Source organism: Coleofasciculus sp. G1-WW12-02 (assembly GCF_040219735.1).
Taxonomy (GTDB): domain Bacteria; phylum Cyanobacteriota; class Cyanobacteriia; order Cyanobacteriales; family Coleofasciculaceae; genus Coleofasciculus.
In genome coordinates, this window is sequence record NZ_JAVJRX010000138.1 from 22700 (window position 1) to 47215 (window position 24516).

General features: G+C 45.7%; 20 protein-coding genes. 14 read left to right on the forward strand and 6 right to left on the reverse strand.

All coding sequences use genetic code 11. The features are described from left to right. Window positions 1–494 precede the first annotated feature (494 nt). Both RID09_RS22315 and RID09_RS22320 read left to right on the forward strand, forming a co-directional pair. Window positions 495–5009, forward strand: coding sequence for a PAS domain S-box protein (locus tag RID09_RS22315; RefSeq protein WP_446338110.1), 4515 nt, complete (start codon window positions 495–497; stop codon window positions 5007–5009). A 17-nt stretch (window positions 5010–5026) separates the two neighbouring features. Beyond that, a complete protein-coding gene (locus tag RID09_RS22320) occupies window positions 5027–6082 on the forward strand; it encodes a diguanylate cyclase domain-containing protein (protein WP_446338111.1) in 1056 nt (351 codons plus the stop codon). 47 nt (window positions 6083–6129) lie between these two features. On the opposite strand, the gene RID09_RS22325 is transcribed toward RID09_RS22320, so the two are convergent. Then, window positions 6130–6267, reverse strand: coding sequence for a hypothetical protein (locus tag RID09_RS22325; protein WP_446338112.1), 138 nt, complete (start codon window positions 6265–6267; stop codon window positions 6130–6132). Between the two features lie 45 nt (window positions 6268–6312). Here RID09_RS22325 and RID09_RS22330 point away from each other — a divergent pair, with 45 nt between their 5' ends. From RID09_RS22330 to RID09_RS22355, 6 genes are all read left to right on the forward strand, one after another. After that, window positions 6313–7845, forward strand: a complete 1533-nt coding sequence (locus RID09_RS22330; protein ID WP_446338113.1) for an adenylate/guanylate cyclase domain-containing protein — start codon at window positions 6313–6315, stop codon at window positions 7843–7845. A 225-nt stretch (window positions 7846–8070) separates the two neighbouring features. Continuing rightward, window positions 8071–8568 (forward strand): HNH endonuclease, encoded by a 498-nt coding sequence (locus tag RID09_RS22335; RefSeq protein WP_446338114.1) that lies wholly within the window; start codon window positions 8071–8073, stop codon window positions 8566–8568. Window positions 8569–8888: 320 nt separating this feature from the next. After that, entirely contained in the window at window positions 8889–10259 is a 1371-nt protein-coding gene (locus RID09_RS22340) for an RNA-guided endonuclease InsQ/TnpB family protein (RefSeq protein ID WP_446338115.1), read from the forward strand. 52 nt (window positions 10260–10311) lie between these two features. Next, complete coding sequence (locus RID09_RS22345) at window positions 10312–11583, forward strand: DHH family phosphoesterase (RefSeq protein ID WP_446338116.1); 1272 nt, start codon at window positions 10312–10314, stop codon at window positions 11581–11583. Between the two features lie 221 nt (window positions 11584–11804). After that, window positions 11805–12308: a phosphohistidine phosphatase SixA gene (gene sixA / locus RID09_RS22350; protein ID WP_446338117.1), complete on the forward strand. Its 504-nt coding sequence runs from the start codon at window positions 11805–11807 to the stop codon at window positions 12306–12308. 93 nt (window positions 12309–12401) lie between these two features. Continuing rightward, window positions 12402–13559, forward strand: a complete 1158-nt coding sequence (locus RID09_RS22355; protein WP_446338118.1) for a citrate synthase — start codon at window positions 12402–12404, stop codon at window positions 13557–13559. Window positions 13560–14413: 854 nt separating this feature from the next. On the opposite strand, the gene RID09_RS22360 is transcribed toward RID09_RS22355, so the two are convergent. The 3 genes from RID09_RS22360 to RID09_RS22370 are packed head-to-tail and all read right to left on the reverse strand — an operon-like array spanning window position 14414 to window position 15181. Continuing rightward, complete coding sequence (locus RID09_RS22360) at window positions 14414–14818, reverse strand: hypothetical protein (RefSeq protein WP_446338119.1); 405 nt, start codon at window positions 14816–14818, stop codon at window positions 14414–14416. Window positions 14819–14841: 23 nt separating this feature from the next. Further along, a complete protein-coding gene (locus RID09_RS22365) occupies window positions 14842–14982 on the reverse strand; it encodes a hypothetical protein (RefSeq protein ID WP_446338120.1) in 141 nt (46 codons plus the stop codon). 43 nt (window positions 14983–15025) lie between these two features. Next, complete coding sequence (locus RID09_RS22370) at window positions 15026–15181, reverse strand: hypothetical protein (RefSeq protein WP_446338121.1); 156 nt, start codon at window positions 15179–15181, stop codon at window positions 15026–15028. A gap of 83 nt (window positions 15182–15264) precedes the next feature. On the opposite strand from RID09_RS22370, the gene nuoH reads away from it, so the two are divergent. The 4 genes from nuoH (at window position 15265) to nuoK (ending at window position 18269) form a co-directional block, all read left to right on the forward strand. Continuing rightward, window positions 15265–16383, forward strand: coding sequence for an NADH-quinone oxidoreductase subunit NuoH (nuoH, locus tag RID09_RS22375; RefSeq protein WP_446338129.1), 1119 nt, complete (start codon window positions 15265–15267; stop codon window positions 16381–16383). A 79-nt stretch (window positions 16384–16462) separates the two neighbouring features. Then, on the forward strand, window positions 16463–17077 hold the full coding sequence (gene ndhI / locus RID09_RS22380) for an NAD(P)H-quinone oxidoreductase subunit I (protein ID WP_446338122.1): 615 nt from the start codon (window positions 16463–16465) through the stop codon (window positions 17075–17077). A gap of 73 nt (window positions 17078–17150) precedes the next feature. Further along, complete coding sequence (locus RID09_RS22385) at window positions 17151–17777, forward strand: NADH-quinone oxidoreductase subunit J (RefSeq protein WP_446338123.1); 627 nt, start codon at window positions 17151–17153, stop codon at window positions 17775–17777. A 180-nt stretch (window positions 17778–17957) separates the two neighbouring features. Continuing rightward, window positions 17958–18269 carry an NADH-quinone oxidoreductase subunit NuoK gene (gene nuoK / locus RID09_RS22390; protein WP_446338124.1) on the forward strand — a complete coding sequence of 104 codons (312 nt, stop codon included), beginning with the start codon at window positions 17958–17960 and terminating at the stop codon, window positions 18267–18269. A gap of 172 nt (window positions 18270–18441) precedes the next feature. Here the strand turns inward: nuoK and RID09_RS22395 are convergent, their stop codons facing one another. After that, complete coding sequence (locus tag RID09_RS22395) at window positions 18442–20403, reverse strand: protein kinase domain-containing protein (protein WP_446338125.1); 1962 nt, start codon at window positions 20401–20403, stop codon at window positions 18442–18444. Between the two features lie 93 nt (window positions 20404–20496). Between RID09_RS22395 and RID09_RS22400 the strand changes: the two genes are divergently transcribed. Continuing rightward, on the forward strand, window positions 20497–21156 hold the full coding sequence (locus tag RID09_RS22400) for a Uma2 family endonuclease (RefSeq protein WP_446338126.1): 660 nt from the start codon (window positions 20497–20499) through the stop codon (window positions 21154–21156). A gap of 196 nt (window positions 21157–21352) precedes the next feature. Here RID09_RS22400 and RID09_RS22405 read toward each other — a convergent pair whose 3' ends face one another. Beyond that, window positions 21353–23416 (reverse strand): WD40 domain-containing protein, encoded by a 2064-nt coding sequence (locus tag RID09_RS22405; protein WP_446338127.1) that lies wholly within the window; start codon window positions 23414–23416, stop codon window positions 21353–21355. A gap of 227 nt (window positions 23417–23643) precedes the next feature. On the opposite strand from RID09_RS22405, the gene RID09_RS22410 reads away from it, so the two are divergent. Continuing rightward, window positions 23644–24480, forward strand: coding sequence for a TIM-barrel domain-containing protein (locus tag RID09_RS22410; RefSeq protein ID WP_446338130.1), 837 nt, complete (start codon window positions 23644–23646; stop codon window positions 24478–24480). Window positions 24481–24516 lie beyond the last annotated feature (36 nt).

Here is a 24516-nt window from a genome sequence, read left to right on the forward strand (position 1 = left end):
GATATTCAGAGGGCAAAGTTGTGAGGGATTGAGGGGGGAACTGTGATAATTCTCCTGAAATACGATGATGAAGATCACAGTCAAATCCGGGTTACCTATCTTCTTTATCATCTAGTCCAAGAAAGCAGAAATAACTGAACAGTCTAACATCTCCCCCAGCTCCCAGACGCGCTTTTGAAGCGTCTCTACATGCTCCCTCTGCTCCCGCTGCTTCATCGCTGATTTTAAAGTTTAACCACCTGATTGAAAATGGTGTTTTGAGTTAAAATGGTAGACTCGAAGGGTGATCGCTCTGACTATTCCCCCATATCGTGATCCGATTTTAGACTTGAGATTGTAGCCGCTGTGCGGATGGGGAAAAGACGGGTTTGCTTGAAATGTTATTGGTGTTATCTCGATTGCACGCCTAAATCCGCTCCAATAAGCGCTTGATGGGTTTATTCCCAAGCGCAATTAATCATTCATACTGGATAGTTTAAACGTCAGAAATTCCGATGAACATAACCTGGAATATTTCTCCGTTAGGACGATATTTTTTCAACGTCTTAGCCCTGACGCTAATTTATATCGCCACTGCTCAAATTTTTAGCCGTCAGGATATTATCCCCCTTCTCTGGATTCCCGCCGGAATTAGTCAAGCCGCCCTGTTGTTACTGGGGCGCAATCTTTGGCTGGGTGTCGCTTTGGGAGAATTGTCTCGGGCTTTATTGATCGGAATTCCGGGAACTGTTGCGATCGCCTCCTGTTTAGGCTGTACCCTACAAGCTTGGGGGGGTGTGACGTTGGTTCAATTCTGGGATATGCATCCAGGGTTAAACCGTCGCCGGGATGTGGTTAAATTCCTGGTGGGTATGGTTCTATTATCTTCCCTGGTGAGTCCCACTATCCGTTTGCTGGGTGAACGATTAGGGAGTGAAGGGAGTTCAGGGGATTGGCTGCTGTTGTGGTTGAGTAACGCCATGGGACTTTTAATTGTTACACCTGTATTGTTAACTCTGGGTTATTCAATGATCCACTCAGGGGAGACAGGGGGACAGGATGAGAACAAGGGGGTTCTGGAGTTCATTCAAAACCTCGGTTTGGGCGGGTTTAGCAACATTCGGGTGACAACAAATGAGAATAGTCAAACCCACCCCTACACATTCAATACTCAACAATCAACATTCAGTCAGGGCGGGTTTTGTACAAACGTTACTATCAATAGCGAAAAGAAAGTCTCATTACCCGCCCCTAGAAACCATTCCCTGGAAGGTTGTGAAGGATCAACAATCATTTTGCAGGTTGGAGTCTGGCTGATTGGATTGGGAATAATGAGTGGTTTGGTGTTTGGTGTCTTCTCCAATTCCGCGATAGTCGTAACCGAAGATAGTATAACCGCTTCTAATCCAATGGGAGTCCAATTTCATCAAAAACTTGCCACTCAGTTAACAGAGTTGTTGTATCAGTCTCTAGGTCAGGCTGACTTAAAGTATTTACTATTTCCTTTCATCTTATGGGCAGCCCTGCAATGGGGTCAACAGATAACCGCATTGGGTATCATGGTTGTGGCAAGTGTTGCCTTTTGGCAATCAGCTGAGGCGTTTGAATCGCTTAATTGGGTTATTGTATCTCAAGATGGGTTTATCGCCGTTTTTGCTATCACCGCCCTCATTGTCGCCGCTACGATAACCGATCGCGCCACCGCTTACCAGGAATTGTGCGATCGCGAAACTCATTCTCGCCATATCTTTGCACGTCTCCAACAAACCTTTGAGGAACGAACCGCCGCCCTGAAAGCTGCTAATCGCCAACTTTTGGCGGAAGTGGTGGAACAAAAGCGGATGGAGAAGGCGCTGCGAAAAAATGATCAACGCCTCTCCCTGTTGGTTAAACAAACTCCCCTGGCGGTAATTGAATGGAATACGGATGGGGAAATTGTTGATTGGAATCCCGCCGCTGAAACCATTTTTGGCTATCATCGGGACGAAGCTTTGGGTCATCCTTCCACTCTAATTGTGCCACTGGCTGCCCAAGCCCAAATTAAACAAATTAAAGCCAGACTTTGGTACGACAAACAAGTTGCTCGTTCCTGTAATCAGAATATCACTAAAGATGGCAGAACGATTGTTTGCGAATGGTATAATACTCCTCTAATTGATAACCACGGTAACCTCTTGGGTATCGCCTCTATGGCATTGGATATTACCCAACGCCAGGAAACCCAAACTGCTTTACGGGAGAGTGAGGAACGGTTTGCCCTAGCGATTCAAGCCAATGATAGTGGACTCTTTGATATTAACGTTAAAACCAATACCTACTATTATTCCCCCCAATTTCTCCATTTAATTGGCTATCCCGAAAATTACGATAGTCCCAGCTTTGATGAATTGATAGCGCGGGTTCCTCCAGAGGATCACTCTAGGGTCAAAACCACGATGGAGCAACTTTTTAGCGGCGAACTTTCCCAATGGAAATTAGAGTTTCGCATGGTACACACTGATGGATCAACCCCTTGGTTTTTATCCCGCGGATTGGTACTACGGGATAAACAGGGTAAGGTGACACGAATTGTCGGGACGCATACTGATATTAGCGATCGCAAACAAGCAGAAGCGGCGTTACTCGATAGAGAGGAACAATTCCGCCAACTCGCAGAAAATATTCGGGAAGTGTTCTTTTTAACCACGCCCGATTTAAGCCGCATGTTTTATCTGAGTCCAGCTTATGAGGAAGTCTGGGGACGTTCCCGCGAAAGTCTTTACGATCAGCCGATGACCTGGTTAGATAATATTCATCCCTATGATCGCGATCGCGTTGCAGAAGCTTTAGGCAAACAACTGCAAGGGGAACAAGACTTTGAAGAAGAATACCGCATTTTACGCCCCGACGGGAGTGAACGTTGGGTTTGGGTGCGGACGTTTCGGGTGTTCAACGAAACGGGTAAAATGAACCGCATTGCTGGGATTGCCGAAGATATCACTGAACGCAAACATTCCGAAGCCGAATTGCGTCGCCAAACCCTACAACGGCAACTCTTTGCCGAAATTACGCTCAAGATTCGCCAATCCTTACAACTGGATGCTATCCTGCAAACTACAGTAACCGAAGTGCGCCGGATCTTGCAAGTTGATCGGGTAGTAATCTACCAACTCAACGCCGATGGAACGGGGGTAATCATGACTGAAGCCGTGGTTCCTGGCTGGACACCGATTCAAGGACAGGAGATTTACGATCCCTGTTTTCGGGAAGGCTATTTAGAACAATATCGCCAAGGACGTATTCGCGCGATCGAAGATCTCTACCAAGCCAACCTGGAACCCTGCCATATCAAACTCTTAAAACCCTTTGGCGTCAGAGCCTATTTAGTTGTTCCTATTTTACAACGAGACAACCTCTGGGGTCTATTAATTGCCCATCAATGTAGTGGTCCGCGACAGTGGGAAATGTTTGAAATTGAACTGTTGAGTCAACTAGCGGATCAGGTAGGAATTGCCCTCGCCCAGAGTCAACTTTTAGAAGAACAAACCCGAATTAGTCAACAATTAGCCGAAAAGAATCTCCACCTGGAACAAGCCCGCCAAGAAGCCGAATCCGCCAATAATGCCAAAAGCGAATTTTTGGCAAATATGAGTCATGAACTCCGCACACCCCTCAACGGTATTTTAGGCTATGTCCAAGTGCTCAAACGCGAACCCCATCCTACCGCCAAGCAACAGCAAGGACTGAGTATCATTCAACAGTGTGGCGAACATCTGTTAACCCTACTTAACGATATCTTAGACCTGTCTAAAATTGAAGCCCGGAAAATGGACTTATGTTTAAGCGAGTTTCAGTTCCCCCATTTTCTGGAGGGAATTATTGAAATGGTTCGCATCCGGGCTGACGAAAAAGCCATTGCCTTTCACTATGAACCCCTCTCCCCCCTACCTAAAATTGTCCGGGGTGATGAAAAACGACTGCGACAAGTGCTAATTAATCTGTTGGGGAATGCAATTAAATTTACGGATCAGGGGAATATTACATTTAAAGTTGGCTATGTCTCAGCCCCTCAATCGGAGACGGAATCATCCCGAAAAATGCGATTTCAGATTCAAGATACAGGAATTGGGATTGCTGCTGAACAATTAACCAATATATTTTTACCCTTCCATCAAATTGAAAATCGGAATCGACAGGTGGAAGGAACGGGATTAGGATTGGCGATTAGTCAACGGTTAGTCCAACTCCTTGGCGGCGAACTTCATGTAGAAAGTTATGTGGGTCAAGGAAGTACCTTTTCTGTCGATTTAGATTTACCCGCCGTCTCTCCAGACCAAGCAATAGATGTAGTAGAAGATCAAATTATTATTGGGTTTCGCGGTCACCCGCGCAAAATCTTGGTTGCCGATGATCAGTGGCAAAATCGCTCAATTTTTGTCAATTTATTGTTACCATTAGGGTTTGAGGTACTTGAAGCCATCAATGGTGAAGACTGTCTCCAGCAAGCCCAAGAAGAACACCCCGACGCGATTTTAATGGATTTGATGATGCCAAAACTCGATGGATTAGAGGCGACGCGACGGTTACGAAAAATTCCTGCGTTACGAGATATCGTAGTCTTGGCGATTTCAGCTAGCGTTTTCGGGGAAAAACAACAGCAATCTATCACGGCAGGTTGTAATGATTTTATCGGGCAACCTGTACAAGCCAAAACCCTCTTTGCTACCCTGCAAAAGCATCTAAACTTAGAATGGATTTATGAATCCACTGAAGCACCCAGTAGTGTTTACCCTGTGGAAAAACTGCCCGAACAAAAACCAGAGGTTTCGATTACTCCTTCAGAGATTGTCGCGCCGCCCCTAAAGGAAATGACGATTCTCTATGAATTAGCCATGATGGGTGATATCAAAGGGATTAGTGAGCAAGCGGATAAGTTAGAAAAACTCGATTCGCAATGGGTTCTATTTGCCAAGAAGCTGCGCCGCTTAGCCAACGGGTTTCAGGAGAAACAAATTCTGGAGTTTGTGAAAAGATACATGAATGACAAATGACGAATGACGTATGACAAATGATAAATGATAAAGAGACGATTCTCATTGTTGATGATAATCTCACGAACTCAGAAGTGCTGTTAAATTTTGTGAGTGAGGCGGGGTTCCAGGTTATCGTGGCAAGGGATGGTGAAAGCGCAATCAAAAAAGCTGAATTAGAGCATCCCGATATCATTTTGCTGGATGTGATTATGCCGGGAATTGATGGGTTTGAAACCTGTCGGCGTCTGAAAGCTAATCCAGCTACCTACGATATGCCGGTAATTTTTCTCACAGCACTGTCTCAAACGGCGGTTATTATCAAAGGATTTGAATTAGGTGCGGTTGATTATATTATTAAGCCCACCCAACAGGAAATTGTGTTGGCACGAGTGAACACCCATCTGACGATTCAAAAGCTACGCCGGAATCTGCAAGTCCAAAATCAGCAACTTCAACAAGAGATTCAGCAGCGTCAGGAGGCTGAGGCGAAACTGCAAAAAGCCAATGCTCAACTGAAGCGTTTGGCAACGTTAGATAGTTTAACTAAGGTGGCGAATCGGCATCGATTTGATGAATATTTTAACCAAGTGTGGCGGATTGCCCGACGAGAGCAATGGGTGTTGTCGTTGCTCTTATGTGATGTAGACTATTTCAAACTCTACAATGATAGCAAGGGTCACCAAGCTGGGGATGAATGTTTGTATCAGGTGGCGCAAGCGATGAAACAGGTGGTAAAGCGCCCCGCCGATTTAGTCGCCCGCTATGGAGGAGAAGAATTTGCGGTGATTCTACCCAATACCCCAGCCAAAGGCGCATTACAAGTTGCTCAATTCATTCAGACGTCGCTGAATCAGTTAGGTTTGACCCATCCGCGATCGCCGATTAAGAATTCTGTCACGTTGAGTGTGGGGGTATCTAGCACTGTTCCTTGTCACCACACCTGTCCGGAAGCGCTGATCAGGGCGGCGGATCAAGGATTGTATCGAGCAAAAGAAACGGGACGCGATCGCACGGTTTTTATGCCACTCGACGATCCTCACAATCACAGTGTATGCTCAATACCTTCAGCCTCTGGCTCCTTACCGAATTGATCAGCCCTGGTGTAGGGGTGGCTCTTGAGAGGAAAACAGGGAATCTTCTACCGGGGACAAAGTAACTTCCAAAGTAGGGCTGCGATCGCCAATTGTTTACCGTTCATGGCAAGTTCACCAGAAAATGAACCATGAACGATTAAAAACATTTCGTTATACCACACCAAGCCAGCTACATCGTTCATAGCAAGTTCACCAGAAAATGAACCATGAACTATGAACTATGAACTATGAACCAAACCACTTTAACCCCGATGAATGATGAACAGTTATTACAAGGCGTCATCGTTATTGTCGATGATACTCCCCATAATCTCGGTGTCCTCTTTGACTTTTTAACCGATTCTGGCTTCAGAGTTTTGGTGGCGCAGGATGGGCAAAGCGCTCTGCAAAAAGTCGAGTATGCCAAACCCGATCTCATCTTACTGGATGTAATGATGCCAGGGATTGATGGCTTTGAAACCTGTCGCCGCCTGAAAGCGAATCCAGCAACTCGAGATATCCCAGTCATTTTTCTGAGTGCGCTATCTGATGCTGTCGATAAAGTCAAAGGCTTGAATCTGGGAGCAGTAGACTTTATCACCAAACCCGTGCAGCAGGAAGAAGTCAAAGCCAGAGTGACGACGCATTTAGCGCTTCGGAACCTGCAAAAGCGGCTAGAGGAGCAAAATCTGCAACTCCAAGCCGAAATTCAAGAACGACAACGAGTAGAAGCTTCCCTGCGCCAAGCTGAAGAGAAATATCGCAGTATCTTTGAACGAGCCACCGAGGGCATTTTCCAAGCCACTCCTGAGGGACGCTACATCACCGCTAATCCAGCCTTAGCCAAAATTTTAGGCTATACCTCACCCGAAGATCTCATGAAACAGGTGAGGAATATTGGAGAGCAACTTTATGTTGAACCCACACGCCAGGAAGAGTTAGCCGCTTTAATGCAGCGCTACGATACCTTATCCGATTTTCAGTCCCAGGTTTATCGTAAAGATGGCAGCATTATTTGGATTGTGGAAAATATCGATACGGTTAAAGATGAAGCGGCTAAACTCCTCTACTACGAAGGGACAGTATCCGATATTACCGAACAAAAACAAGCCGAAGTTGCCCTCAATCGCGCCCGCAAACGCGCCGAACTGTTACTTTTGAATATTTTACCCCAACCGGTGGCGGAGCTGTTGAAGCGGGGTCAGCACACGATCGCAGAAAGTTTTAAAGGGGTAACGATTATGTTTGCCGATCTGGTCAATTTCACCAAATTTTCCACTCAAACCTCACCCACCCAACTGGTTGAACTGCTGAATCAGATTTTCTCCAAATTTGACCGACTGGTTGAGGAACATGGCGTGGAAAAAATTAAAACGATTGGCGATGCTTATATGGTGGCGGCGGGACTACCTCGGCGGCGTCTGGATCATGCTCAGGCGATCGCACAGATGGCTTTAGATATGCAGCGAGCCATTACTGAATTTAACCAAGAGACTGGAGAAAATTTTCGCCTGAGGATTGGGATCAATAGCGGTCCTGTCGTCGCGGGTGTCATTGGCATCAAGAAATTTAGCTACGATTTGTGGGGTGATACCGTGAATACCGCTAGCCGTATGGAGTCTCACGGTTTACCCGGTCGCATTCAAGTAACCCGGGCAACCTATGAATTGCTCAAAGATGAATACGACTTTGAGGAACGTGGTGTGGTTCTGATTAAAGGTAAGGGAGAAATGACCACCTATTGGCTCAAGGATAAAAAAATTCAAAAGACCGATATTTAGTGTAGGAATGATTAATATCAAACCTTAAAACACTAGATATAGGATAGAACGGACTTAAAACTGAGACTAAACCCCCAAGCTCAGGGGAAGTTTTTCGGCGTTGGAGAATGAAAAACCAGCGATCGCGATCATGTTCAGATCTGATAAGTGATCATTAAAACCTTACCCAGATCCATCAACCTGTGCTAATATCTGGGATAATATTCACATTATTTCGATCTCCTAATGAGCAAGGTTCTGGTGTTAAACGCCTCCTACGAACCGCTCAATGTCACCAATTGGCGACGAGCGGTTGTCTTGATGCTCAAAGGCAAAGCGGAACAAATTGAACACAACGGCAAATATATCTACCCAGAGTTACCGCTACCCACCGTTATTAGGTTGCGCCATTACGTTCGGGTTCCTTACAAAGAAATTCCTTTAACCCGCCGCAATATCCTCTACCGTGATAGTCATTCTTGTCAATACTGCGGATACACGGGTGATGATTTAACCCTCGATCATGTGATTCCTCGTTCTCGACAAGGGGGAGATTCTTGGGAAAACATTGTCACCGCCTGTGTGCGTTGTAATGTCAAAAAAGGGAACCGAACGCCTAAGGAAGCCAACATGATGTTGCGACATCAACCCCGCAAGCCCTATAGCAGTCTTCATTTTGAGGTGGCTAAACAGGTTAAAGGTGGAGTTCATCAGGAGTGGCGAAAGTATGTGATTGGCGTTTGACATCCTCACCACCCTACAAGGACGGTGATTCCCTACCAGTCACACAGTGATAACTGAATGTACTCAAGGGTGGGGTAAGGCTCCTACGGTAACTCGAGCTATAGCCGAGGCTTCTCAACCGGGCTTTAGCCCAACATTTCTCGTCCATACGATAGTATGGACTCTCTTCAAGCGGCAGTCAATTTTAGCTAACCCGGCGATTCATCCCACGCTCAATCAAAGATTTGAGCGTGGGATGAATCGCCAGTATTAAAAGTTTATTTCTACCTGATTATTGGGTTTGCAGGTGTTATAATAAAATGAAAGGGAGGTGATAAAAATTGAAGCGAAGCAAAGACACGTTTAAGTTGAATTACCAGTATCAGATTGTGCAGGACAAACAACAGGCTTACCAGCTAAACAACTGGCTGCATAAACTATGCCGGATACATAATCTGATGCTAGAGGAAAGGTTTAACTGGTGGGAGTGTAACCGCCGCCCAGTCAATGCTTGCTCAATTTTTGTCACCCATTTAGCAGAACTTAAAGACCAGCCAACCTATTACTCACAGAAACGGGCTACCCATTGGTCAAGGGAAGCTTTTAAGCACCTATACAAGGGAGTTCACTCACAGGTAATTCAAGAGGCGATTAAGCGAGTAGAGGATGCGTTTACTCGTTTTGTTGCAGGAGATTCAAATGGGAAACGAAGTGGAAAACCTCGGTTTAAGTCGCTGCGGCGATACCGGACATTTTCGATTCCCCAATTAAAACCAGATTGTCTCACCGTTGTTCCTAATCCTCATCGGCGCAAAAATGGTAGCACGCGGCGCGATATTGCTTATATAAACCTGCCCAAAATCGGTCAGGTTAAGCTTATCTATCATCGCCCAATCCCAGAAGGGTTCACTATTAAAGCGGCACTGGTGTCGCGTCGTGCCGATGGTTGGTATATCTGCTTAACCTTAGAGGACAAGACCGTTCCTAGTCTGAAATCACCAGAGATAGAAGCAACGGAAGAGAATTCCCTTGGCTTAGATGTGGGGCTAGAGAAGTTCTGGACAGCCTCAGATGGTGAGGTTGAACCAATTCAGCAACACTACCGTAAGTCTGAGTCAAAGCTGACAAAGTTGGCTAACCGTAAAGATAGCAAACCTCACCAATCAGCATCACGACGAAAGCTGGCGAAAAAGATATCGAAACACCACCAGAGGTTGCAGCGTAAGCGGAAGCAGTTTCATTATGAGTCGGCTACAAAACTGGTGAGTCGGGACGAGCAGGTATTCTTTGTCGAGGACATCAAGCCGGGAAACCTGTCCCGGAAAAACAAACTCAAGCAGGATGAAAATGGAAAATATTTACCCAATGGTCAGAGTGCCAAATCAGGCTTAAACAAGTCGATCAATGATGCTGGCTGGAGTCAATTCCTTTCAATTCTCACTTACAAAGCTGCGAAAGCTGGTAAGTCGGTGGTGAAAGTTAAACCCCATGATACAAGCCAGATATGTTCTTGTTGTAATCGTTATCAAGAAAAAGATTTATCTGTCCGAATACACGAATGTTTATGCGGATTGATTTTGGACAGAGACTGGAATGCAGCGATTAACATCAAGAAAGTGGGGCTGGGCATATTCCCCACTATAAAACGCCGGAAGCGTAGTCGTAAGACTACGACAAAGGAAGCCTACACTGTACCCGTAGGGTCAGTGTAGGAGGATGTCACAAGCTGCGATACTAAACCAACAGCTAAATACCTTGCCCGCTATGGAATCCAACCCCCTGAAATCTGTCAATAATAACGCTCTACACAATAAAACATCAGGTTCGGATGGGAGTGATGGAGTTTCACGACAACAGAAAGCTTCCCCAAAAAATCCTAATAACCGCAGTAGTAGTAGCCGCGAACCTCGGCAGCATGTTGATGCTTCCGAAAGCAAAATAGGAGAACTGCAAAAGGTTTTAGATCGTCACAGTTCAGAACGCCAGCTCATTGTCATTCAAGATTTTCCTGATCCTGATGCTTTATCGAGTGCTTGGGCGTACCAGTTAATTGCCCAACAGTACAATATCCAATGTGACATTGTATATGCCGGAACTCTGTCTCATCAGGAAAACATCGCCTTGGTCAAACTGACCAACTTGCCAGCTAAGCGCTGGGGGATTCAGACATTGAAGGATCGGGATTTTTCGGTGTATCAAGGTTGTGTTCTGGTTGACAACCAGGGAACCACAACCCAGTTAATGCCCTTTGTCAAACAAGCAGGTATCCCCATTGTTGTCCTGATTGACCATCACAATCCTCAGGGTAATCTGGAAGCAGAATTTGCCGATTTGCGACCTCAGACAAGGGCAACCGCCACTATCCTCAGCCAATACCTGCAAAAGGGTTTACTCAAGCTTGATAGTAGTATTAGCACCCATGTCAAGTGCGCCACAGCACTAATGCACGGTTTACGTGCCGATACCGATCGCCTGATGCGGGCGAGGGAAGAGGATTTCTTAGCGGCGGCGTATTTGAGTCGTTTCTATGATGTACAGTTGCTCAATGCTGTCCTGCAAACGGCGCGATCGCGACGAGTGATGGATGTGATCGAGCGATCGCTGAAAAATCGCATTGTCCAGAATAATTTCTCGATCGCGGGAGTGGGCTATTTACGTTACGATGACCGCGATGCGATTCCTCAAGCTGCTGACTTTTTGGTGACTGAAGAAAATGTCCACACGGCTGTGGTTTACGGCATTGTCCACAACGAAGATGAAGAAGTCGAAGTGGTAATTGGTTCCTTGAGAACCAATAAAATTACTCTTGATCCCGACGAATTTATTAAAGAAGCCTTTGGTCAAGACAATCAGGGACGATTCTTTGGTGGCGGACGCATGACCGCCGGCGGCTTTGAAATCCCCATTGGCTTTTTAGGTGGCTTTAATGACAATACCGAATTCACTAAGCTCAAGTGGGAAGTATTTGATATTCAAATCAAGCAAAAACTCTGGCGCTTAGTTAATCCCAAAGATAATTTGATTCACACCGATTAAACAAGTGTTGCTCTCCAACATTGCAGGCGCTCACGATTTTCCATGATTTTTGTAGGGGCGGGTTGAGGGATTAACATTGATTGTTTCCGACAACTGTAATGCAAAACCAGCCCTTGTTTTATTGGGTGAGAGCAAAAAATTCGCGAGCATCATCAATAAAATCTTGATTGTGTTCCTAGAGAACCTTACGATCTTAATTTTCAGGACAAAATAAAAAACAGATGACGATAGAACTGTACTTGATCCGTCATGGCATCGCTGCCGATCGCGAAGACTATCCGAACGATGAAGATCGTCCCCTGACGAGCAAAGGGCGCAAGAAGACAACCAAAGTCGCCAAGCAACTGCGCGATCGCGGTTTGCATTTTGACCACATATTGACCAGTCCCTTAGTCCGAGCGCGAGAAACCGCCGCGATTCTGCAAGACGTAGGTTTGGGTGAGCAACTCGACGAATTTCCCAGCCTTGCGCCTAATGGGGATATCAATACCTGGGTTAGCTGGCTACAGGAGTGGCGTCAAAACCGGAACAGAGAAAGCTGTTTGGCGTTAGTCGGTCATCAACCGGATTTAGGCAATTGGGCAGAATTGTTGGTTTGGGGAGAAGCAGGGGAAAAACTTGTCCTCAAGAAAGCGGGCGTTATCGGGTTAAACCTGAAAGAAACGGGAGTTCCTCTGGGTCAAAGTGAGCTATTTTTGCTCACGTCGCCAAAATGGCTGATCTAGTCTGATCTTTAAGAATTTGTGTAACACACACTACTAATCTGACAGTTTCTGGTAAGTTAGCCTGAGAACACTTCAAACGTATTTGGTAGTTCTATGACTGTCTGTGAGTATAAACCAGGTTTAGAAGGCATTCCCGCTGCCCAATCCAGTATCAGCTATGTTGATGGAAAACAGGGGATATTAGAGTATCGTGGTATTCGGATTGAAGAACTCGCCACAAGAAGCACATTCCTAGAAACCGCCTATCTTCTGATATGGGGTGAGCTACCAACCAAGGATGAGCTAGAAGCGTTTGAGACGGAAATTCGTTACCATCGACGGATTAAATATCGGATTCGGGACATGATGAAATGTTTCCCGGAAACCGGACATCCGATGGATGCACTGCAAGCCTCTGCAGCGGCGCTGGGTCTTTTTTACTCGAAACGCGCTCTCCCAAATCCCCATTACATCCGGGAAGCCGTTGTCCGCTTGTTGGCGAAAATCCCAACAATGGTAGCAGCATTTAAGCTGATGCGGAAGGGGAATGACCCGGTGAAGCCGAGCGACAATTTAGACTATTCCGCTAATTTTCTGTATATGCTCACTGAGCAAGAACCTGATCCCCTAGAGGCTCACGTCTTTGATGTTTGCTTAACACTCCATGCTGAACATACCATGAATGCGTCTACGTTCTCAGCCATGGTGACGGCTTCGACGCTAACTGACCCCTATGGGGTGATTGCATCAGCCGTAGGCACCCTAGCCGGTCCCTTGCATGGAGGAGCGAATGAAGAAGTGATTACGATGCTCGAAGAAATTGGCTCAGTGGGAAATGTTCGTCCCTATCTAGAGGATTGCTTGCAGCGCAAGTCAAAAATCATGGGATTCGGTCACCGTGTCTATAAGGTCAAAGATCCGCGAGCTACAATTCTACAGCATTTAGCCGAACAACTGTTTGAGAAGTTTGGTTCGGATAAATACTACGAAATTGCCCAGGAGTTAGAACAGGCGGTTGAGGAAAAACTGGGATATAAAGGGATTTACGCGAATGTAGATTTCTATTCCGGTTTGGTTTATCGGAAACTCGGTATTCCCACCGACTTGTTTACCCCCATATTCGCGATCGCACGGGTAGCCGGTTGGCTAGCGCACTGGAAGGAACAACTGGCAGAAAACCGGATTTTCCGACCCACCCAGATTTATACCGGCGATCACGACGTCGCTTATGTTCCTATCCATGAACGGCAATCACAAATCCCGTTAGTGTAAAACAGGTAGATCGCTTCTCCCCAAAACTAGAGTGAAAGGAGGAGCGATCGCTATTTGTTACCGATGGTTTCGTGGAGAAAGTAAACGGAAGAGGATGATATCTTTGACTCCTAGATAAATAACGAGTAAATTTAATAGAAGATAGCTAAACTGCAAGAAAGGGTCGAGTCGCCATCCTTGAAAAATATGAATAAAACCAGTGATCAGCAGAAATAAAGGAGCAATAATTCCTTGAATGATATAAAGAACTATTCCCGTAACCCCGATATCTCTTCTCCTAGCAGTGACCTCCTCCTACACTAAATCTTGCGATTATAGTGTAGGCTTCCTTACCTCACGATAAGGCTTTCCTGGTTATTTCCCTTGCGGGTATTTCACCACTTACTTAGTCACACCCAATTGCAAGAGATATGACCCCGGCAGACCGATTGCCCAGGCAGTTTCCATTCCGCACAGCCCATGCGTACTTGCTACCAATTGAACTGGAAGCTTTTACACCTAAGTACTGCTTTCGTTTTTACCCAGCTACAGCGTCGAACATACCGCGCTCAACATTTTTAGCTGGAACCCCTTAACGGAAGATTGTCAAGGTTCAGATTAGTTTATGCCGTTTGCGCTGTTCACCACGCTACTTGTGACCTGTCCGTTTGAGTCAAGGCAACCGTTAGTTATTCGGTAGATTGATACTATCATTTCTGACAAAAACAAGCAAGAAAGCTTCGACTTTATTTGTTAATTTTAGGGATATTGAATCCCGTAAAATTAAATTGGGAGAGTCCATGTATCCCAACGCTGACAGCAAGAGTACAGCGTGGGTCTTATAGCTCCCCCTCTCCCCCCACAAGAAGATAACCCTAAACACCGACCGCCCCCAAGGGAATCAAAGCCAAGAGCAGCAGGAGTTTTGCCCACCATTGAGGTAATACCCTGAAAAAGCCAATCTTGGGTTTTAAGGGTTCGAGTTCATCCCGCAAATCGATAACCTCCATCCAAGATGGGGCAGGTTGTCCAACCTGTTTCCCATAGATTTGCACAGAGGTGATCGATGGGACTCGTAAGTGTGTCATCAGTTTGCGGACAATTGTCACCGATAATTTTTGGTCAGGGACTTGAACCGCTTTTAGGAGTACCAACAGGCAATTCCCTTTGAGTGCAGCTTGGGCGGTAATATTGCGGTCTTGCAGCACATAATTCATCACCGACACAATCGCCGCATCATCACCCTGTTTCGCTAATTCCAGAAGATTCGCTTGGGTCATAACTACTACTTGGACTCAAAAGCTTAAAATTTAATATTTTCTTTCAGGATGCCTTGCTTGCCCCGATTGAGCAAGGGGAATAACGTTCCAGACGTACCATGGCACGTCTGGGAGAAGCAACAAGCATCAAAAATAATGATGGATACCATAGAAGCAATTGCCACAAATTAAGCCGTAACCAGGTTTTCTTTTGCCTTTTACCTTTTGTCACCGCCACACTCGCCTTAGATTGAGAACAAATCCAGACAGTACATCCGTCTGATTTAACCGTCGTAGCACATCGGCTACGATCAACGGAAATTCTCGCTTGTCTGGGCTGAGGGGATCACCCTCGAACGGTATACTAGGCAGTGAGGCTGTCAAAAAAACTTCACAAACCAAACCGATAGCATAATTTGATACAGCAAGTGTCAAATTACCTCAGTAAATATCATGTAGCTGCCAAGATGAACGCAGGAATTGACCTTCAAGGAAGTTTTATTGAATCGCTTAAAGATTTTGGCATCCCCAGTGGTGCTGCCAAGGCGATGTGGATGCCCCTACCGATGTTCCTGATGATTATCGGTGCCACCGTGGGTGTTCTTGTTGTCGTCTGGCTGGAACGGAAAATTTCGGCTGCTGCTCAACAGCGGATTGGTCCGGAATATGCTGGACCTCTGGGTGTTCTGCAAGCCGTCGCTGATGGTCTCAAGTTGGTGTTTAAGGAAGATATCGTCCCCGCCAAAGCAGACCGATGGCTATTTACCCTCGGACCCATACTCGTCGTCATCCCTGTCTTTTTGTCCTACCTGATTGTCCCCTTTGGGCAGAACCTGATTATTACTAACGTAGGACTGGGGATATTTCTCTGGATTTCCCTGTCGAGTATTCAGCCTATTGGTTTGCTGATGTCAGGCTATGCCTCCAATAACAAGTATTCCCTACTTGGAGGGTTAAGAGCAGCCGCCCAGTCGATTAGTTATGAAATTCCCCTGGCGCTGGCGGTATTAGCAGTGGTAATGATGTCCAATAGCCTAAGCACCATTGATATTGTGGAAAAGCAATCCGGGTATGGCATCTTAGGCTGGAATATTTGGCGTCAACCGGTTGGCTTTTTGATCTTTTGGATTGCGGCGTTAGCCGAATGTGAGCGACTTCCCTTTGACCTACCCGAAGCCGAGGAGGAACTGGTTGCTGGCTATCAAACAGAATATGCCGGCATGAAATTTGGTTTGTTTTATATCGGGTCTTACGTTAACCTAATCCTTTCTGCCATATTAGTGGCGGTGCTGTACTTAGGCGGCTGGGAATTCCCGATTCCCCTTGACCGATTAGCCACTTGGCTAGGTGTGAGTGAAACCAGTTCCTGGTTACAGGTGATTACCGCTTCTGTGGGAATTACCATGACCTTGCTTAAAGCTTACTTTCTCCTCTTTATTGCCGTTCTGTTGCGCTGGACAGTTCCCCGTGTGCGGATTGACCAACTCCTAAATCTAGGATGGAAGTTCCTTTTACCGATTGGATTAGTGAATCTGCTGTTGACGGCTGCTCTTAAACTCACCTTTCCCGTGGCATTCGGGGGTTGATTGTTGATTATTCATTGGTCATGGTTAAAAACAAATGACCAATGACCAAGGACAAATGACGAATGACGAATCATAAATTATGCTCAAGTTCCTCAAACAAGTTGGCGATTATGCCAAAGAAACCGTTCAAGCTGCCCGTTATATTGGTCAAGGTTTATCTGTAACCTTCGACCACATGCAGCGCCGTCCTGTTACCGTGCAGTATCCTTATGAAAAACTGATTCCCTCTGAACGGTATCGGGGTCGGATTCACTTTGAATTTGACAAGTGTATTTCTTGCGAAGTCTGTGTACGAGTTTGCCCGATTAATCTGCCGGTGGTAGACTACGAGTTCGATAAAGCCAGTAAGAAAAAGAATCTCAAGCACTACAGTATTGACTTCGGGGTTTGTATTTTCTGCGCGAACTGCATTGAATACTGTCCCACCAACTGTCTGTCGGCGACAGAAGAGTATGAAATGTCTACCTACGATCGCCACGAACTCAACTATGATAATGTGGCGATGGGACGGCTGCCGTACAAGGTGACGCAAGACCCGATGGTTACGCCATTACGGGAGTTGGCTTACTTACCCAAAGGAGTCACAGATCCCCACGGTTTACCGCCAGGTTCTCAACGTGCTGGTTTGCGTCCTGAAGAAATTGTCGAGCAAATGGAACCTGCGAAAGAAGAAGAAACAGCGAAGAATGCTTAAAGCTAGTCCCACGGAGTCTTTTTCCGTGGGATTAATGTGTCAGTTTAACTAGAGTGCAAGGAGTGAAGGTACAGTGGATCTAGCCCAAGGGGTTCAGTTTGTTTCATTTGCGATTTTGTCGGTAATGATGATTGGGTCAGCCTTAGGGGTTGTCCTACTCAATAACATCGTTTATTCGGCATTTTTACTTGGCGGTGTCTTCATTAGTATGGCGGGATTTTACCTGTTACTAAATGCTGATTTTGTCGCTGCCGCGCAAATATTGGTTTATGTGGGTGCGGTGAATGTGCTAATTTTGTTTGCCATTATGTTGGTGAATAAGCGAGAAGATTTTAAACCAATTGCGAATCGTTGGATTCGTCAAGGTGCAACCGCGCTGGTTTGTCTGGGATTATTTGCTTTGCTGGGAACGATGATATTAGCGACACCTTGGTCGATATATTCGGGTACGATGGTCGAGGGTGAAGGATCAGTGGTGGAGATTGGCAAGCATTTCTTCAGTGACTTTTTACTGCCATTTGAACTCGCCTCGGTACTGTTGTTGATGGCGATGGTGGGTGCAATTATTTTGGCACGTCGCGACTTTATCCCAGAAAGCTTGATACCTCGCGATACATCAGAGACTGAGTTTTCTACTTTGCCAGAACGCCAGCGTCAGTTGGCATCTGTAGGCGGAGATGCTCCAAAAAGCCCTCGATAAAACGTATTGTGCTATGGGCGGGAATAGGGGCGAGTGTAGGGGCTGGTGTAGGGGCGGGTTTAGGTTTTCAATAGACTTTGTGACCGATAAGTGATCAACAAAACCAGCCCGACTGGGTTACCGATAAGTGATCAACAAAACCCGCCCAACTGTCAAACATCGAACATTAAACATTAATTCATGGAACTGCAACTTCAATATTTTTTACTGCTAGCAGCGGCTTTGTTTTGCCTGGGTATCTATGGCTTGATTACCAGCCGCAATGCTGTGCGCGTGTTAATGTCAATTGAACTGCTGTTAAATGCGGTCAATTTGAATTTAATGGGGTTTTCTAATTTTATTGACCCTGTAGGAATTAAAGGTCAGGTTTTTGCTGTGTTTGTGATTACGGTAGCGGCGGCTGAAGCGGCGGTTGGGTTGGCAATTGTGCTTTCGATTTACCGCAATCGCGACACGATTGATATGGAGCAGTTTAATTTGCTCAAGTGGTAAGTGTAGGCTGAGGGCGCACGTTAATATATATCGGTGAGGGCGCACGTCGGTGCGCCCCTACATTTTGACCAATGATTAGATTTTTATAGCTGTTGTCATAAAGATTAGGACAGATTTAACGGCTGAAATCACTATGTACTAATCATAAACCTTCTGCCCTCTGCCTTTTCACTTAATCACAACGCCAAACTTTAATCGTCTTATCCATACTGCCACTCACAAGTGTCTCACCATCGGGGCTAAAGGCGACAGCATAGACTTCCCAGGTATGCCCGTTCAGGGTAGCAAGGGTTTGCCTATCGTACAGTTGCCAAATCTTAATTGTTTTATCCATACTACCACTGGCTAAGGTGTATCCATCGGGACTAAAAGCTAATGTCCGTACTCGTTGATTATGACCCTTAAGAGTACCAAGTTCCCTTCTTGTCTCTAACTGCCATAATGTAATTGTGCCATCGCTTTTTCCGGTGGCGAGGAGTTGCCCATCGGGACTAAAGGCGACGGAATAGAAAAAGCCGAAACGTAACTGGCTATCGCCAAAACTATTCTGTTCTTCCCCTGTACTGATTTGCCATAATTTCACCGTTCCATCCCCACTGACACTGGCAATACTTTCTCCATCGGGACTGATGGCAATTTCATTAATATAAGTGGTATGTCCTGTCAGCGTATATAATTCCCTACCCTGTTGGATATGCCATAACTTAATCGTGCCATCATTGCTACCACTAGCTAATATCTGCCCATCGGGACTAATGGCGAGGGAACTAATCCATTTTTTATGACCAGTTAGGGTTAAAATAAGTTGTCCATTCTGTACCTGCCAAAGTTTAATCGTTTGGTCATAACTTCCTGTGGCTAAACATTGACTATCCGGCGTGAATGCGACAGCACAGACTCGTTCGATATGACCATTTAGAGTATGATACTCTCGTCCTTCTGGTAACTGCCATAGCATAGCCGTGGCGTCTGCACTACCACTAGCCAGAATTAAGCCATCGGGACTAATCGCCACCGCTTCCACGGAACCCCAATGTCCATTTAGGGTTTGCACAACTTGCCAATTGGTTAAGGGTGGATGAGAAGGTGGCTGGAGGCTGAGTGGATTTGCCGGAGCCTGTGCGATCGCACCTTGACCTCCTGTTACCTGAAATCCTGACAGGGTAATCGATTGAGGCGATAGCGATGGGGTAGAACGTTGGGTTAGCGAAATCGATGGGAGTTGATTTAAATCTCCCAGAACTTCAGCAACAGATTGATAACGATGATTAGTTGCTCTTTTCAGGAGTTTATTTAAAATATAGGCTAATTCATCACTAACCGAATTATTTTTTAAGTAACGCCGCCATATCCAGATATCCTCTCCCGTATCAAACAGTTGTTCAGGAAGTACCTGGGTGAGTAAATGAATACAACTAACACCCAAACTATACAAATCACTGGCAAAAATGGCTTTTCCTTTAGCTTGTTCTGGGGCAATATAGTCCGGTGTCCCCACAGTCGTTCCCGTTTTTGTCGTCCCAATGGCATGTTTAGCCGCACCAAAATCAACTAAAACCAAATTACCCTTGATTACACCTTCTTCATTTTCCCCCGTTTCCCCAGTATAAATATGCCGACGACGAATAATATTTTCTGGTTTAATATCTCGATGAATAACAGAGCGCGAGTGGATAAACTCAAGGATAGCTAGCAAATCTCGCAGCATATCCCGAATCTGCTGTTCGTTAAATACCCCTTCCTTTGCCAAGATTTGGGCTAAATTTTGCCCATCAATAAACTCTTGAACTAAATACTGGCGATTATCCTGGGTAAAATGAGCCAGCAATTCCGGAATCTGGGGATGTTTGCCCAATTCATCCAGACGCACGGCTTCTCGTTCAAATAATTCTGTGGCTTTTTGGATATCGCTTTTCCCCTGGTAGAGGGGGAAAAACTGCTTAATCACACATTGAGGTTTCGAGGGTTTATCCTCATCTACTGCTAAAAACGTTCTGCCAAAACCCCCTTGTCCAATCAATCCCAGACTGCGGTAACGTTCTCGCAGCAACAGCTTGGAACCGCAACGTCGGCAAAACCGCATCCCATCTGGGTTTTGGGGGTGATCGCAGTGAGGATTGAGACAATAGCTCATCAGCCAAGGGATATAGAGGTATTCGTCTCTATTTTGGCTTTATCCGGGCGCATTGCTTATAATAAATGAACCTAAAACCTAACACCTAATAGTATGATACTTACAAAAGAAGAAATCATTTATCCCTGTAGTGATGGTCAACCCATGGCAGACAGCACCATTCAATATCAATGGATTACCAAAATTAAAGGTGGCTGTGATGCTCTATTTAAAGATGAGCCTAATGTATTTGTAGCCGGAGACTTACTCTGGTATCCCGTCGAAGGCAATAACACCATCTCCCAAGCGCCGGATGTCATGGTTGTTTTTGGTGTCCCTAAAGAGGATCGTCGTTCCTACCTGCAATGGCGCGAAAACAATATCCCGCCACAAGTTGTCTTTGAAATTCGTTCGTTTCATGACAGCCAGACTAAGATGGATAAAAAACTGGCATTTTATAATCGCTACGGTGTTGAAGAATATTACCTCTATGATCCAGAGGATAAAGACTTGAGAGGGTGGCAAAGAATTGAAGGACTATTAGAAGTCATTGAACCGATGTCCGGCTGGGTTAGTCCTCGCTTAACAGTGCGGTTTGAATTACCCGAAGCCGGGTTAGAATTATATCGACCCGATGGGCAACGGTTTTTATCCTATTTGGAATTAGAACAACAGCGAGAACAAGAAGCTCAACGCGCCCAACAAGAAGCTCAACGCGCTGAACGGTTAGCCGCGAAATTACGGGAGTTGAATATTGATCCAGATAGTCTTTAAGGCTATACAATTGATTGGATTTAATTACGGCTATCAGGCAAGCTCCTTTTGCTGAAGTTGGTAAACCTGAACCTTTGAAATATCTGGAATCAAATTAAAATTTGTCATGAGTAGCCCGATAACCCGATTTAATTTTGTCCGACTACTTAGAATCTGCGTCCCTCTGCCTTAAACTATAATTCCAATACCCCCATCATCAACACTGCCAAATCCTAATCGTCTTATCCGAACTCCCACTCACCACAGTCTTTCGATCCGGACTTATCGCCACCGAATACACCGCACCGTTATGCCCTTTCAGAATATCAATAATTTTCCCTGTACTTAACTGCCAAAGCTGCACCGTCTCATCAGAACTCCCACTCACCAGAACTTTTCCATCCCGACTCATAGCAAGTGAATTAACCGAACCAAAATTCCCCGACAAGGTACTCATTTCTTTACCCGTTCCCAGATACCAAAGCTTAATCCTTTGATCCGAACTACCACTGGCAATCATTTTACCATCGGGACTAAATACCACTGACTTAACGGCAGCTTTATGTCCACTCAACGTCATGATTAATTGACCTGTGGTTAAATCCCAAACCTTAATCGTCTTATCATCACTCCCACTAGCAATAATTTGACCGTTGGGACTAATCGCCACTGCGTTGACTCGCCCTAGCCAATCTGAAGGCTGGATCGATAAGGGAATTTCTTTACCAATTTCCAGGTTCCACAGTTTAATCGTTCTATCATCACTTCCACTAATTAAACGTTGCCCATCTCGACTAAAGACAATTGATTTAACTGAACTTGAATGTCCCATGAGGGTATAGATTTCCTTGCCCGTTTCTAACGCCCATACCTTAATCGTATAATCATCATTACCAAAGGCAAGCAGTTTCCCATCAGGACTAAAGGCAATTGATTTGACTCCATTAAACCAGGCAAAGTTTTTAGCCAGAATGCCCATCTCCTGACCCGTTTTTAATTGCCAGAGTCGAAGGGTTTGGTCATCACTACCACTGGCAAAAACCTCTCCCTGGGGACTAATTGCCACAGTATTCACTTTACCCGAATGGGCGGTTAAGGTTTGCACACAATGCCATTTCTGGGTGATTAAGCCAGACTCTGTGCGGGTTTCCAATGTGGTTAATCCCGTCCATAAGTCTTGCAGGGAATTACCAATCTGATGAATATTTTTACCCACTCCCTGAAGTCCGGCGTCGAGTTCATGTCTTAACATTGCCAGGGAAAGGGATGAGGGTTCTGGCGTTTCTGGGGCGTTTTTGGGCGGCGAGAGTAATTGATTTTTGTCCTTAATGTCTTGCAGTTTATAGATTGTCGTCTGAAGTTGAACAATAGTTTCTTTGAGTTGTTCAATCTGTTGGTGTCGCTGGGAATTTACCTGTTGCGAGTTGGTTTCCAGGTGAGAGACTTGCTGGTTGAGGGGTTCAAGGTAGTCATACCATTTCGCGATCGCGTCTTTTAGTTGTCCAAGCTGTAATCCTTGGCTAGTAACCTGTGGCGTTAAGGTGTCGAGTTGAGTTTTTAGGGGTTCCAGGTGTTCCTGAACCTGGGTAATAATCCCATCATGCTGTTGCTGATTGGCGGCGCTAAATTCAGCAAACTGTTGTTGAGTTTGGCTATCTAGGCGAATTAGTTCCTGATTGAGGGTGTCGATGAGGGGGTTAATGTAAGCCAGAATACCTTCCGCTTGCAGGTGTTGTAATGCGTGTAATTGATCCAGTTGGGCTTGGGTTTGGCGATCGCGCTGTTGGGTTTTTTCGTCGAGTTGGCTAAGATGCAGGTGCAGGGGATGGATGAGTTGATAGATGTGGGCGATAATTTCCGTGTGTTGTTGCTGATTCGCGGTATTGAATTGTTCAAGTTGTTCTTGGCTGCGGGTATCCAGTTGAATCAGTTGTTGATTCAGGGGTTCGATCAGCTGATGAATTTTGTTAATCGTCGCCTTATACTGTTGAGCGTTAATATCCTTGAGGTGATCGATACGCTCCTGAGTCTGGATGTCCAGTTGAGAGAATTGCTCGTGAATCGGTTCTAGGTTTTGATACACCTGCGCGATCGCACTATCCTGGTGTTGACGGTTGAGTTGATACAGCCGTTGGCGATTCAGGACATTTACCCCCAGAGTGAAGGTTAAGGGGGTAGCCGCGTAGACGACTTGCTGAGTAGCGGCTGCGATCGCGGTTCCTAAGAGTGAACCCCCGATACAGACATATTCGGTAATATCGAGCCAGTGGCGTTGGGTCATGGCTGTCTTAGTGGCTAATGTCCCCGATCCTTTTATTATGCATCATCGCGCCAATTTTAGACTAGAGATGTTCCTAGAGAAACATGGCTAGTTCTCAGTAGAAAACGCGAATCCCGCAAAGAGGACAGCGTAATCCATGATCATTTACATTTTCTGATCAGGCGATCGCGAATTTTGAAAATGGCTCTCTCCGGTACTACATCACCATTGGCGAACCCCCCCAACTGATAGAACGCTATACCCAATTAACGGGTCGAGCGCCACTACCGCCTCGTTGGGCATTAGGGTATCACCAATCGCGCTGGGGCTACCGTACCCAAGACAAGGTGCGACAGGAAGTAAATTTATTTCAAACTCATGATTTACCTTTAAGCGCTATTCATCTCGATATTGATTGTCAAGTTAAAAATCGTGCCTTTACCATTGACCCCAAACGCTTTCCTAATCTACGGAATTTTACCCAAGAACTGGCAGAATTAGGTGTCCGATGCGTTGCCATTAATAATCCTGGAATTAAGTACAGCCGCCAGAGCAATTTGTTTCTAGAAGGACAAATTCTGGATGCCTTTTGCACCTATCCCAATGGAGAACTTATCATTGCCCCGGTTTGGGCGGGAAAAACGGTATTTCCTGATTTCACCAACCCCGATGTTCGGACGTGGTGGAGTCAGCAATTCGCCTATCTGCTCAAGGTGGGAATTGCCGGTGTTTGGAATGATATGAATGAACCGTCAGTGTTCGTTAGTTGGGGTGATCCTACCCTTCCTCTAGTCGCACAACATGACTTAGAAGGAAAAAAAGGTGACCATCGACAGGCACATAATGTGTATGGATTTCTGGAAAACCAAGCCGTTTATGAAGGGATGCGTCAGTATCAACCTCAAAAACGTCCCTTTATTGTCGCGCGATCGGGTTGGGCGGGGTTACAACGCTATGCTTGGACTTGGACAGGAGATATTGTTTCTACGTGGGAAGCATTGCTTGACACTCCCCGCCCTATAAGTGCGGGGATTCTTAGTTCCGCGACACACCTTACAATTATCTATCCTTGCGGCAATACTTAAACCAAACACCCGTAGAAAACTACCAAGTAGTCAAAA

Bases quoted from the DNA above. Each gene is read 5' to 3' on its own strand.
- nuoK (WP_446338124.1), top strand. From the start codon at position 17,958: ATGGAACTGCAACTTCAATATTTTTTACTGCTAGCAGCGGCTTTGTTT.
- ndhI (WP_446338122.1), top strand. From the start codon at position 16,463: ATGCTCAAGTTCCTCAAACAAGTTGGCGATTATGCCAAAGAAACCGTT.
- RID09_RS22355 (WP_446338118.1), top strand. From the start codon at position 12,402: ATGACTGTCTGTGAGTATAAACCAGGTTTAGAAGGCATTCCCGCTGCC.
- RID09_RS22320 (WP_446338111.1), top strand. From the start codon at position 5,027: ATGATAAATGATAAAGAGACGATTCTCATTGTTGATGATAATCTCACG.
- RID09_RS22335 (WP_446338114.1), top strand. From the start codon at position 8,071: ATGAGCAAGGTTCTGGTGTTAAACGCCTCCTACGAACCGCTCAATGTC.
- nuoH (WP_446338129.1), top strand. From the start codon at position 15,265: ATGAACGCAGGAATTGACCTTCAAGGAAGTTTTATTGAATCGCTTAAA.
- RID09_RS22315 (WP_446338110.1), top strand. From the start codon at position 495: ATGAACATAACCTGGAATATTTCTCCGTTAGGACGATATTTTTTCAAC.
- RID09_RS22400 (WP_446338126.1), top strand. From the start codon at position 20,497: ATGATACTTACAAAAGAAGAAATCATTTATCCCTGTAGTGATGGTCAA.
- RID09_RS22405 (WP_446338127.1), bottom strand. From the start codon at position 23,416: ATGACCCAACGCCACTGGCTCGATATTACCGAATATGTCTGTATCGGG.
- RID09_RS22395 (WP_446338125.1), bottom strand. From the start codon at position 20,403: ATGAGCTATTGTCTCAATCCTCACTGCGATCACCCCCAAAACCCAGAT.
- RID09_RS22325 (WP_446338112.1), bottom strand. From the start codon at position 6,267: ATGAACGATGTAGCTGGCTTGGTGTGGTATAACGAAATGTTTTTAATC.
- sixA (WP_446338117.1), top strand. From the start codon at position 11,805: ATGACGATAGAACTGTACTTGATCCGTCATGGCATCGCTGCCGATCGC.
- RID09_RS22330 (WP_446338113.1), top strand. From the start codon at position 6,313: ATGAACCAAACCACTTTAACCCCGATGAATGATGAACAGTTATTACAA.
- RID09_RS22345 (WP_446338116.1), top strand. From the start codon at position 10,312: ATGGAATCCAACCCCCTGAAATCTGTCAATAATAACGCTCTACACAAT.
- RID09_RS22360 (WP_446338119.1), bottom strand. From the start codon at position 14,818: ATGACCCAAGCGAATCTTCTGGAATTAGCGAAACAGGGTGATGATGCG.